Source organism: Actinocatenispora rupis (assembly GCF_016861975.1).
Lineage (GTDB): Bacteria > Actinomycetota > Actinomycetes > Mycobacteriales > Micromonosporaceae > Actinocatenispora > Actinocatenispora rupis.
The window spans coordinates 68,468-80,626 of sequence record NZ_BOMB01000014.1 but is presented as its reverse complement, the minus strand read 5'-3'; the positions used below and the strand labels follow the sequence as shown (position 1 = coordinate 80,626).

General features: G+C 72.2%; 9 protein-coding genes. 6 read left to right on the top strand and 3 right to left on the bottom strand.

Annotated features, from left to right (window positions below):
• A partial coding sequence (locus Aru02nite_RS13095; protein WP_203657753.1) for a sensor histidine kinase occupies positions 1-2,654 on the bottom strand: 2,654 nt, incomplete at its 3' end.
• A 496-nt stretch (positions 2,655-3,150) separates the two neighbouring features.
• Between Aru02nite_RS13095 and Aru02nite_RS13090 the strand changes: the two genes are divergently transcribed.
• The 6 genes from Aru02nite_RS13090 (at position 3,151) to Aru02nite_RS13065 (ending at position 8,832) form a co-directional block, all read left to right on the top strand.
• On the top strand, positions 3,151-3,918 hold the full coding sequence (locus Aru02nite_RS13090; protein ID WP_203657752.1) for an ABC transporter ATP-binding protein: 768 nt from the start codon (positions 3,151-3,153) through the stop codon (positions 3,916-3,918).
• On the top strand, positions 3,915-4,673 hold the full coding sequence (locus tag Aru02nite_RS13085) for an ABC transporter ATP-binding protein (RefSeq protein ID WP_203657751.1): 759 nt from the start codon (positions 3,915-3,917) through the stop codon (positions 4,671-4,673). The genes Aru02nite_RS13090 and Aru02nite_RS13085 overlap by 4 nt, the downstream gene beginning before the upstream one ends.
• Before the next feature lie 125 nt (positions 4,674-4,798).
• Positions 4,799-5,476 carry a uridine kinase family protein gene (locus tag Aru02nite_RS13080; protein ID WP_203657750.1) on the top strand — a complete coding sequence of 226 codons (678 nt, stop codon included), beginning with the start codon at positions 4,799-4,801 and terminating at the stop codon, positions 5,474-5,476.
• Between the two features lie 277 nt (positions 5,477-5,753).
• The gene (locus Aru02nite_RS13075) at positions 5,754-6,935 is read left to right on the top strand and encodes an ABC transporter substrate-binding protein (protein WP_203657749.1); all 1,182 of its coding nucleotides are present in this window, start codon (positions 5,754-5,756) and stop codon (positions 6,933-6,935) included.
• Positions 6,935-7,816, top strand: a complete 882-nt coding sequence (locus Aru02nite_RS13070; RefSeq protein WP_203657748.1) for a branched-chain amino acid ABC transporter permease — start codon at positions 6,935-6,937, stop codon at positions 7,814-7,816. Before Aru02nite_RS13075 ends, Aru02nite_RS13070 begins: the two co-directional genes overlap by 1 nt.
• Positions 7,816-8,832 (top strand): branched-chain amino acid ABC transporter permease, encoded by a 1,017-nt coding sequence (locus Aru02nite_RS13065; protein ID WP_203657747.1) that lies wholly within the window; start codon positions 7,816-7,818, stop codon positions 8,830-8,832. Before Aru02nite_RS13070 ends, Aru02nite_RS13065 begins: the two co-directional genes overlap by 1 nt.
• A 231-nt stretch (positions 8,833-9,063) precedes the next feature.
• Here Aru02nite_RS13065 and Aru02nite_RS13060 read toward each other — a convergent pair whose 3' ends face one another.
• Complete coding sequence (locus tag Aru02nite_RS13060) at positions 9,064-10,380, bottom strand: cytochrome P450 (RefSeq protein ID WP_203657746.1); 1,317 nt, start codon at positions 10,378-10,380, stop codon at positions 9,064-9,066.
• Between the two features lie 67 nt (positions 10,381-10,447).
• Positions 10,448-12,001 (bottom strand): aldehyde dehydrogenase (NADP(+)), encoded by a 1,554-nt coding sequence (locus Aru02nite_RS13055; protein ID WP_239076650.1) that lies wholly within the window; start codon positions 11,999-12,001, stop codon positions 10,448-10,450.
• Positions 12,002-12,159 lie beyond the last annotated feature (158 nt).

Sequence of the window (12,159 nt, the reverse complement as noted above, 5' to 3'; positions counted from 1 at the left end):
TTCTGCCGCTCCGCCGGCTTCGCGGACCAGCGGTCCGTCGCGCTCTGCCGGGCGGAGTCCGCCTGCCACGAGTCCGTACGGTCGTCGGCGGGGCGCTGGTCCGTACGGTCGTCGGCCGGTGGTACGGCGGGCCGGTCGTCGGCCGGCGGTACCGGACGGGTGTCGGCGCGGTCGTCGGTGCGCTTCGGCGGCCAGGTCTCGTCCTTGCCGCCGGCCAGCTGCGCCGGCCACGACTCGTCCGCGTCGGCGGGCGTCGCCCACGCGTTGTTGCGGCTGTCCGTTGCCGGCAGCGCCCAGCTGTCCGTACGGTCGGCGTTCTGCGCGGGCGGGGTGGCGGACCAGTCGCCCTGCGCGTCGTCGTCCTCGCTGGGCTTGCGCGGCACCGGGTCGAACAGGCTGCGCCGGGTCGGCTCGGCGGCCGGCTTCGGCTCGTCGCCGGGCGGCGGCGCCGGCGAACGGCGCGGCAGCGCGGACATGCCGTTGGTGTGCCGGTGCCCGTTCGCGGCGTCGGCGATCGTGTCGCGTGCCGCCGGCTGGAACGGGACGCCGGGCATCGGGTCGGCCGCCGGCTCCGGCGCCGGCGGTACGGGCGCGGTCGGTCCGGTCTCCAGGGCGAGCGGTGCGGCCTGTGCGGGGAGTCCGGTGGCGGGACGTTGCTGCGCCGGCCGGTCCAGGGCCGCCAGTACGGTGGCGGGCAGGGTGACGTCGGCGATGGTGCCGCGCTCGGCCGCCGGCCGGAGTTCGATCTTGATGCCGAGCCGGGACGCCAGCCGGCCGACCACGACCAGACCCATCATCCGGGACACCGCGACGTCCACCAGCGGCGGATTCGCCAGCCGCTCGTTGACCTCGGCCAGGACGTCGGCCGACATGCCGATGCCGCGGTCCTCGATCTGCACGATGGCCCGGTCGCCGACCCGCCGCGCGTCCACCACGACCGCGGTGTCCGGCGACGAGAACGCGGTCGCGTTGTCCAGCAGCTCCGCGATCAGGTGTACGACGTCGTTGACCGCGGTCGCCTCGACCTCGACGTCCCGGTCCACCACCCCGAACTCGATCCGGGTGTACTGCTCGACCTCGGACTGCGCGGCCCGCAGTACGTCACCGAGCGGGGCGGCCTCGCGGCGCGCCCGGGTGGAGTCGGCGCCGGCGAGGACCAGCAGGTTCTCGTCGTTCCGGCGCATCCGGGTGGCGAGGTGGTCGAGCTGGAACAGCTGGGCCAGCCGGTCCGGGTCCTCCTCGCCCTGCTCCAGCCGGTCGAGGTGCCCGATGAGCCGGTCGACCAGCAGCTGGGACCGGCGCGCCAGGTTCACGAACATGGTGGAGACGCTGGCGCGCAGGACGGCCTGGCCGGCGGCGGTCTTGACCGCCTCGCGGTGGACCACGTTGAACGCCTCGGAGACCTGGCCGATCTCGTCCCGGCCCTGGACCGCGATCGGGTCGCCGACCTGGTTGGCGATCTCGTCCGGGCTCATGCCGCCGATCGAGTCGGCCGTCTCCAGCTGGGCCACCGCCTGCGGCAGCCCCTCGTACGCCACGCGCAGCGCGCCCTCGCGCAGTCGCCGCAGCGAGCGGGCCATGGCCCGGGCCACCAGCAGCGCCAGCACGATCGCGACGAGCAGTACGAGCAGGCCGGCGGCGGACTCCGCGATGACCTTCCGTACCACGGAGGCGACCTGGTCCTGGGCGTGCGCGGACGCCTGCGCGTCGAGGTCGCGCTCGACGCCGCGGATCGCGGTGATCCGCTCGGACATCGCCTTGTTCCAGGAGGTGGCGGTGATGGACAGCGAGTTGCCGAGCCCGTCGGTGCGCGCCTCGGTCTCCAGCGCGGTCGAGTCCTGCACGTGCGGGCCGTTGACCTCGTCCTGGAGCAGCTGTTGCTGGTCCTCGGTGGCCGTGCGGTTGAACGCGTCGTACGCCGACTGCTGGCCGGTGAGCGTGCCGAGGAACGACTCGAAGCTGGTGTTGTCGAAGCCCTGCTTGTCGGCGATCACCCGGAGCAGCGAGAGCTGCTCCTGCGCCGCGTACTCCTTCGCCTGGGAGAGCGCGGCGTTGGCGGACAGCTCGTCGGACAGGGGCCGGTCGCCGGTCATCTTGACCACCGACTGCCGCAGGTCGAGCAGCTCCGAGATGAGCACCTGGTACCGGAAGGTCACGGAGGCGACGGTGGCGTCCGACGGCGAGAGGACCTCAAGCCGCCCGTTCTTGCTGAGCGAGTCGAGCTGGTTGTCGATGAGGCCCAGCTCGTCGGCCATGTCGGCGGGCGGGTCGGTGACGTTGGCCCGCTGCGCCTTGTACGCGGCGATCTGCTGGTCGGTGACGCCGTTTTGCCGCTTGAAGTCGTCGGTGAGGCTGGTCCGGGCCGTACGGTTGTCGGCGAGCAGGACCTGGGCGGCCGAGAGCCGCTCGTTCTGCAGCTCCTGGATCAGGGTGCCGGCCTGGTTGCTCAGCTTGATGGTGGCGTCCACCCGGCGCGTGTCGACGAGGGTCTGACCGGCGGTGGCCAGCTCGATACCCGCCAGCGCGACGACCGCGAGCACGGGGACGAGCAGGATCAGGCCGAGCTTCGACTGGATGCGGACGTCGCTCAGCCGCGGAATGAGGGTCCGCTGGCGCGGGCGCCCAGACCGGGTCGCCGCGGTCCGCTTGCTCACTGCTTGCCGCCTTCCGAGACTGCGTGCCGTTTACCGGGCCGGGCCACCACACCGAACCCCCGAGATTCCACCACGCTCACTGAGAAAGAGAAACCCCGGGCAGGATCCGGCAAGTGGTATAAGGCACAGCCCGGCCCACCTGGGCCGAGACTGCGGTCGGAGGGTGTCAGCGCGACTACGTGTCGTGCCGGTGCCTCCTGCCGGATACCGCATTCCGAAACAGCCACGGTGCCCAACTCTCGGATTGATCCGCATCGATCCCCACAGCGGGGGGTCGAGGTTACCTTGACGGAGTCGAGACGAACACACGAAGATATCGCCCGCACCCTCGTCGATACCGGGACGTGGCATTTCGCCGCGATGATCGGCCAACCGGCACCGGACGGCCACGAACCGGACAGCCACGAACCGGCCGGCCGAGCGATCGGCGCGGAGCCGGACCGACGAGCAACGATGGTAAGGGAAAGATGTCACCTCTGCACCGGGCCCCGGTCCGATGACCGCCGTACTGGACGTCTCGGGCGCGACCGTACGGTACGGCGGGGTCGCCGCGGTGGACGACCTGTCGTTCCGGCACGAGGCCGGCGGGGTGATCGGGCTGATCGGCCCGAACGGCGCCGGCAAGACCACCCTGCTGAACGTGCTGTCCGGCGCGGTACGCCTCAGCGCCGGCAGCTTCGCGCTGAACGGCCAGGACCTGTCGGCGCGCCGGCCGCACCAGATCGCGCGGCACGGCATCACGCGCACGTTCCAGAATCTCCAGGTCTTCGGGTCGCTGTCGGTGCTGGACAACGTGCTGCTGCCGCGGGTGGCGCGCGGGTGGGGCACGGCGCTGGGCGACATGGTGCGGCTGCCGCGCGCGCACCGGAGGATCACCGCGGAGCGGGAGGTCGCCGCCGGGCTGCTCGACCGCGTCGGGATCGCGGAGTACGCGGACACGCCGGCGGGCAGCCTGGCGTACGGGTTGCAGCGGCGGGTCGAGATCGCCCGCGCGCTCGCCGGCGACCCAGCCCTCGTACTGCTGGACGAGCCGCTGGCCGGGCTGTCCCGGTCGGAGAGCACCGACCTGGCGGAGCTGTTCACCAAGGTCGCGGACGAGGGCGTGACCGTACTGCTGGTGGAGCACGACGTGGCCAGCGTGCTCGCGGTGTCCGGGCGGGTGCTGGTGCTCGACCACGGCCGGCTGCTCGCCGACGGTACGCCGGACGAGGTCTCCGCCAACCCGGACGTACGCGCGGCCTACCTCGGCGAGGAGTGGACATGACCGACGACGCCAGCACGTCCACGGAGCCCGGCACGTCGACACCGGTGCTGCGGGTCCGCGGCCTGGTCGCCGGGTACGACCGGATCGAGGCGCTGCACGGCGTCGACGTCGAGGTGCACCAGGGCGAGGCGGTCACCCTGATCGGCTCGAACGGTGCGGGCAAGACGACGCTGCTGCGGACGATCGCCGGGTTGATGCGGCCGTGGCGCGGCACCGTCGAGTTCCTCGGCGAGGACGTCAGCCGGTGGCCGGCGGAGCGTCGCGCCCGCGCCGGCCTCGCCCTCGTACCGGAGGGGCGGCGGGTGTTCGCCGGGCTCACCGTGGAGGAGAACCTGCGCCTCGGCGGGTACCCGCATCCGCGCTCACTCGCCGCGGACGGCCTGGCGACCGTGTACGAACTGTTCCCGAAGCTGCGCGACCGGCGTACGCAGGCGGCGGGCACGATGTCCGGCGGCGAGCAGCAGATGCTCGCGATCGGCCGGGCCATGATGAGCCGGCCGAAGCTGCTGCTGCTCGACGAGCCGTCGCTCGGCCTCGCGCCGCTCGCGGTCCGCGAGGTGGCCGACGCCCTGGTCGAACTGGCCGGGCGGGACACCACCCTCGCCCTCGTCGAGCAGAACGCGACGGTCGCGTTCCACGTCGCGCGCCGCGGCTACCTGCTGGACCGCGGCACGTTGGTGACCGCGGGCAGTGTGGCGGAGCTGCGCGAGGATCCGCGCGTGCACGAGGCGTACCTGGGGCAGCCGGTCAAGTAGCGACACGGTCGGTACCCTGCAACCGTCGGTCCGGGAGGTCCCGGCGCCGGGTGCGACGGCCCACCGTGACCGCGCGCCGCGCGGCGTGCCCGACGAGGCGATCCGCGTGGACACCGGGAGGGGCGATGAGGGCTCGCGGCGACATCGCCCGGGTGATATTGCTGGCGGGCCCGTCGGGCTCCGGCAAGTCGTACGTGGCGCGTCACTCCGGCCTGCCGGTGCTCCCGCTCGACGACTTCTACCTGAACGGCGACGATCCGCGGCTGCCGCGGGTCGGCGACGAGCACGACGTGGTGTCGCCGAAGCCGGGCGGCCCCGGCACCGAGCACAACCCGGTGGACTGGGAGTCGCCGGCGAGCTGGGACGCGACGGCCGCGGTCGCCGCGATCGAGTTGCTGGCGCGGACCGGTTCGGTCGAGGTGCCGCACTACGACATCAGCGTCGACCGCTGCACCGGGTACGAGCGGCTGACGCTCGGCGACGCTCCGGTGTTCGTGGCGGAGGGCATCTTCGCGGCGGAGATCGTGGCGGCGTGCCGGGACCGCGGCGTCCTGGGCGCGGCGTACGCGTTGCGGCGGCCGCGCAGCGTCACGTTCGTCCGCCGGCTGGTACGGGACCTGCGCGAGCACCGCAAGCCGCCGGCGACGTTGCTGCGCCGCGGGATCCGGCTCTTCCGCGCCGAGTCCCGCATCCTGGCACGGCAGTCGGCGTTGGGGTGCCGGTCGGCGTCGGCGGGCGCGATCCGGCGGGCGATCGCCCGCGCCGCGACGGGGTCGGCCGAACGCCAGACCGCCCTGTCCTGACCGCCGGTCACGGGTCTTTCACGGTTCGACGTGCCCGGTTCCCGCCCTCCTCGACTACATCGAGTAGTACCGGTTTGCGGTTGAGTATCAATCCGACTTCCCCGCCGGTCTCGCTCTTGACGCCGGCAAAGGACGATCACCAGGATCATCGCTGCACTTCACGCGATGGCCGCAGATGCGGACTGCGCACGAGCGCCGGGTGGGGCACGCGACCGTCCGGTCTGCCGTTTCCCGCCTGTACGGAAGCCTTTTCGAGTACGGAGCAGGGGGTCAACAAGTGTCCACGCGACACTGGATGGCGGTCGGACTCGCCGCGGTACTGACGCTCGGCGTCGGTGCGGGCTGCGCCAAGCAGGAGAGCGCCGCGAGCGACTCCACCGAGATCCCGATCGGCGTCGATATCGAGAAGTCCGGCCCGGCCTCTGTCCAGGGCGAGGCGTACGAACGGGCCCTCAAGCTCGTCGCCCGGCAGATCAACGCCAACGGCGTGAAGGTCGGCAACCAGACCAAGAAGATCAAGCTGATCGTCCGGGACAACAAGAGCGACCCGGCGGAGTCGCTGAGCGTCGCGAAGTCGCTCATCGACAACGACAACGTCGCCGCGATCATCGGTGGCGGTGCCTCGCCGACAACGATGTCCATCGTGGACACCGTCGAGGCGAAGAAGGTGCCGCTGGTGTCGATGGGCTCCTCGGGCGCCATCGTCCAGCCGATCGACAAGCGGAAGTACATCTTCAAGACGCCGGGCAACACGCCCGTCATCGCCGACGTGATGCTCAAGCAGTTCCAGCGCAAGGGCATCAAGAAGATCGCCGTACTCAGCGTCGACAACGCGTACGGGGCGGCCGGGCTCAAGGCGTGGCAGGACCTCGACAAGGCCGGCAAGATCGACCTGGTCGACAACGAGAAGTTCGGCGACAAGGACAAGGACTTCACCGTCCAGGTCACGAAGGCCGTCGCGAAGCACCCGGACGCCGTCGTGGTGTGGGCGATCCCGCCGCAGGCCGGCATCGCCGCGCAGAACCTGCGCCAGGCCAAGTACCCGTCGAACCAGGTGTACTTCGACACCGGTGCGGGCGCCGAGCTGTTCGTGAAGGGCGCCGGTAGCGCGTCCGAGGGCATGTACATGGTGCACTCCCGGGTGCTAGCCGGTGACCAGATCACCGCGACCACGCCGGCCGCGCAGGCGGAGAAGAAGTTCTTCACCGACTACTCGCGCGACTACGGGAACTTCTCGGGCTTCGCCCCGATGGCCGCCGACGCGCTGTCGCTCATCGTGCAGGCCATCACGAAGGGCGGTCGGGCCGACCGGGAGACCATCCGGGACTCGCTGGAGAAGCTGACCTTCGACGGCGCGTTCGGGACGTACCAGTTCAGCCCGACGAACCACGGTGGTGTCGACGAGTCGTCGTTGGCGCTGCTCGTGGTGAAGAACGGGACCTGGACGCTCACCTCCTGATGACGTCCTTGGCACAGTTCGTGGTCACCGGTTTCACCACCGGCGCCACGTACGCGCTGGTCGGCCTGGGCATCGCACTGATCGCCCAGGTCACCGGCGTGATCAGCTTCGCGCAGGGTGAGTTCGTCATGCTCGGCGGACTCACCTTCGCGCTGTTGGAGGAGAAGGGTCTCGCCGCGCCGCTGGCCGCGCTGGTGGCGATCGTGCTGGCCTGCGCGGTCGGCGTGGTCCTGGAACGGCTGGTGCTGCCGCGGGCCCGCGCCGGGCGTACCGACCAGACGATCATGCTGACGATCGGCGCCTCGATCGTCATCGAGGGCGTGGCCCTGGTCGTCGTCGGCACCGAGCCGCACTTCGCCCGACCGTTCACGAAGGGCTCCGCGCTCAGCGTCGGCGGCGTGCACATCACCCCGCAGTACGTGTGGGTCGTGGCGATCACCGCCGTGGTGCTCGTCGCGATGTGGCTGCTGCTGACGCGTACCCGGGTGGGCTGGGCGATGCGGGCGACGGCGATGGACGCCGAGGCGGCGCAGCTGTCCGGCATCTCGCCGTCCCGGATGTCGCTCATCGTGTTCGTGGTGGCCGCGGCGCTCGGCGCGATCGGCGGGATCGTACTGGCACCGCTCCAGTCGCCGGACGCGGGCATCGGGATCGCGTTGGGGCTCAAGGGATTCGCCGCGGCGGTGATCGGCGGCCTCGGTCGTCCGGCCGGCGCCGTGGTCGGCGGGCTGGCGCTCGGCATCGTCGAGCGGGTCGCCGCCGGCTACCTGCCCGGCGACTTCTCCGGGTACTCGGACGCCATCGCGTTCGCGTTGCTGTTGCTGGTTCTGCTGGTGCGGCCGACCGGGCTGCTCAGCGCGCTACGGGTGGAGCGGGTCTGATGGCCGTACTGGGACGTCACCGGCGCCTGGTGACGCTGGTCCTGTCGTACGGGGTGTTCGTCGGCGGGCTGCTGCTCGTGCCGTTCCTGTTCACCCGGGTGCATCCGTACACGATGGCGGACGGCGTGCTGATGGTGCTGCTCGCCGTCGCGGCGCTCGGCCTGGTCCCCTTCACCGGGTACGCCGGGCAGGTGTCGCTCGGGCAGGCCGCCTTCTACGGCACCGGTGCGTACGCGACGGCGATCCTCACCGTGAAGCTGCACCTGAGCCCGTGGCTGTCGCTGGTGATCGGGGCCGCGGTGGCCGGGCTCCTGGCGTACCTGCTGGGATTGGCGCTGTTCCGGGCGGCCGGGCACTACCTGACGCTCGCGACCATCGCGGTCGGGCTGATCCTCGGCGTCGTGGTCAAGCAGCTCGACGTCACCGGCGGCGCCGAGGGGCTCGCCGGGGTCACCCCGCTGACCGTGTTCGGCGCGGACATCGGCGGCGACGTGAACTTCTTCTACCTCGCCGCCGGGATCCTGCTCGTCGCCACGGTCGTCGTACACCTGGTGTGCCGGTCGATGTTCGCGCGTACGCTGCTGGCGATCTCCGACTCGCCCGTCGCCGCGCAGTCCTGCGGCGTGGATCCGGCCCCCGTCAAGCGATCCATGTTCGTCCTGGCCGCGGTACTCGCCGCCGTCGCCGGCTCGCTGTACGCCAGCTGGTCCGGCTTCGTCGACGCCAGCACCCTCGACCTGAACGTGTCGCTCCAGCTCCTGATCATCGCCACCGTCGGCGGCCGCCGCAGCGTCTTCGGCGCCGCGGTCGGCTCGTTCGTCGTCGTCTCCCTGGTGCGCTTCGCCAAGGAATGGCTCCCCGACGTGTCCAGCCACGCCGGCGGCCAGGTCGAGATCATCGCGTACGGTCTGGCCCTGATCCTCGTCCTGCGCCTGCTCCCCCGCGGCATCGTCGGCGGCGCCGCCGCCGGCCTCAGACGCCTCGCGGGCACCGTCACCAGAACCCCCACCCGCTGACCCGTTCGTACGCGGGATCCGTTGCCCCCCAACGCCTCCCGCGTACGACCAGCTTGATGAACCAATCGGTCGGGTGGTTGGGTCGGGTTTCTCCCACGGTGATGTGGGGGGACGTGAGCGAGGCGAGTCCCGTTCGTTCGCTGGCAAGCCGAGGCGAGGCGCCGTGTGCGTCAGCACACAAGTCTCGAATCGGCGCAGTCCAGCGGACGAACGGGGCCGCCGCAGCGTCACCTAGCGAAGCGTCCACGAAATGGGGAGGTGTTTGATGCCGTGCTGGAAGTTGGAGCGCAGGCGCTGCGGTTCACCGGCGGGCCGTACCTCGCGGAAGCGGTCGAGTAGCGCGTCGAACATGGCGACGAGCTGGGCCTTGCCGAGCATCCAGCCGAGGCAGTAGTGCGGGCCGTGGCCGAAGGAGAGGTGGTCGGCGGCGGCCCGGGTGACGTCGAACGTGTCGGGGTCGGCGAACACGCGCGGGTCGCGGTTGGCTGCGGCGAAGTACACGACGACCTTGTCACCGGCGGCGATGCGTACGCCGGCGAGTTCGGTGTCCTGGGTTGCGGTGCGGCGGAAGTGGATGACCGGGGTCCACCAGCGGAGCATCTCGTCGGCGGCGGCGGGGAGCAGCGACCGGTCGGCGGCGAGGCGGTGCCACTGGTCGGGGTGGTGGAGCAGCGCGTACATCCCGCCGGGGATGCCGTTGCGGAGGGTTTCGTTGCCGGCGACGGCGAACAGCCAGAACATGTTCTCGAACTCGTCGGTGGAGAGCCCGTCGCCGTCCACCCGGGACAGCATGATCGACATGATGTCGTCGCCGGGTGCGCGGCGCTTCTCGGCGGCCAGCTCGTGCGCGTACGCGTACAGGTCGGGGATGCCGTCGCGGGTGCGCGGGTCGGGCATGGTGCCGTCGGGCCGGGGCCGCGGCCGGACCGCGAGGGCGGCCTTCGCCATCGGCGTCGCGGCCTCCGCGTCGGTCATCGAGATCGTCGCGTACTCGGGGTCCTGGAAGCCGATGACGCGGCTGGCCCAGTCGAACATCAGGTACCGGTCGGTCTGCGGGACGCCGAGCACGTCGGCGAGCGTCCACACGGGCAGGTCGGCGGCGGCCTTGGCGAAGTCGGCTGTCCCGTCGGCGGAGCCGGCGATCATCTCGTCGACGATCACGCCGGCCCGCTCGACGATCCGTTCCCGCAGCCGGTCCACGGCGCGCGGGGTGAACGACCGGTTCACGATGCGGCGCAGCCGGGAATGCTCGGGCGGATCCATGTTCAGCATGGACTTCCGCACGTACGCCAGGTCCTCGGGCGTGGCGGGGTCGCGGATCTGGGTGGCACCCAGCTCGGACGAGTACAGGGCCGGGTTCTTCAGTACGTGCTTGACCTCGGCGTGCCGCCAGACCGCCCAGTAGCCGGGGCCGTGCTCGACACCGTCGGCGGACCGCTCCGGCACCCAGGACACGGCCGCAGCCTCGCGGAGCCGGGCCAGCGCCGCGTGGGGCACACCCGTCACGTACGTCTCCGGGTCGTACACCAGCTCGGTATCGGCGGCCACTGCTGACTCCTCACTACACGGTCCAGCGAGGGCCGAGCCTGCCAGCAGCGACCGCCGAAGGCAATGGTTACCGGACAACCTCACCGCTGGTCAGCGTGCCGTTGAGCCGCCGCGGCAGGCCGAGCGGGTTGGCGTCGCGCAGCTCGGCGGGCAGCAGCGCGTCCGGCACGTCCTGGTACGCCACGGGGCGCAGGAAGCGGCGGACCGCGGTGACGCCGACCGAGGTGTGCAGCGGCGCGGTCGTCGCGGGCCAGGGGCCGCCGTGGTGCTGCGCCCAGGAGACGGCGACACCGGTGGGCCAGCCGTTCCAGATGACGCGGCCGGCACGTTCGGCGAACGCGGCGAGCAGCGCGGCCGGCAGCTCCGGCTCCGACTCCTCGCCCTGTACGGTCGCGGTCAGGCTGCCCGGCAGCAGCTCGACGGCGCGCAGCAGCTCGTCGGCGTCCGCGTACTCGACGAGCAGGGAGACCGGGCCGAAGCACTCGGCGAGCAGCTCGTCCGCGTGCGCGACCAGCGTCGGTACGTCGACGGCGAGCAGCGCCGGGTTCGCGGCGTGGCCGGGCCGGTCGGCGGTGGACGGGCCGACGAGTTCGCGGACCCCGTCGACGGCGGCGAGAGTGCGCACGCCCGCGTCGTACCCGGCGCGGATGCGGGCGTTGAGCAGCGGGGCGACGGTGGTGTCGCGGACCGCGCGGGTGAGGACGTCGGTCAGCGCGTGCCCGGTCGGCAGGAACAGCAGCCCCGGCTTCGTGCAGAACTGCCCGGACCCCATCGTGAACGACCCCACGTACGCCTTCGCCAGCTCGGGCCCGCGCGCGACGACCGCGGCCGGGGTGGCGACCGCCGGGTTCAGCGAGCCGAGCTCGCCGTAGAACGGGATCGGATCGGGCCGGCCGCTCGCCAGGTCGAACAGCGCCCGGCCGCCGCCGAGCGAGCCGGTGAAGCCGACCGCGGTGATCGCCGGGTGCGTCACCAGGTCCCGCCCGGCCTGCTCACCGTGTACGACGGCGAACGTGCCGTCCGGCGCCCCGGCCGTACGCAGGGCCGCGGTGACGATCTCGCCGGTCCGTACGGAGAGGCCGGGGTGGCTGGGGTGCGCCTTGACGACGACGGGGCAGCCGGCGGCCAGCGCCGACGCCGTGTCCCCGCCGGCGACCGAGAACGCGAACGGGAAGTTCGACGCGGCGAACACCGCCACCGGCCCCAGCGGTACGAGCAGGCGACGCAGGTCCGGGCGCGGCGGGACGGCGTTGGGGTCCGGCAGGTCGATGGTGGCCTCGCGGAACGAGCCCTCCTCGACCGCGTCGGCGAACATGTCGAGCTGCGCGCAGGTACGGGCCAGCTCGCCCGGCAGCCGCGGCGACCCGAGCGCCGTCTCGGCGTCGGCCAGCGCGACCAGCTCGTCGCCGGCGTCGCGCAGCGCGGACGCCACGGCGCGGAGCAGCCCGGCCCGCTCGGCCGGACCGTACCCGGCCAGCGGGGCGACGGCCCCGGCGGCGGCGCGGGCCACGGCGTCGACGGTGGCGCTGTCGCTCGCCGGTACGGGTGACCCCACCGGCTCGCCGGTGCGCGGATCCACCCCGCACAGGTCCTGCCCGGTGTGCTCCAGTTGCTCGGTCACCGCAAAACCTCCCGACCTCGGCGTGCCACGAACGCACCCCACGTTAGGCCGTGCCCGTCGGTCCCGCGTGCGGGCGGGTCCGCCGGTCCACGACCCGGTGGTACGCCGAGGTCGGGTGGCTCAGCGCTCCTCGGGCTCCCGGCGCAGCACGGCGCGGA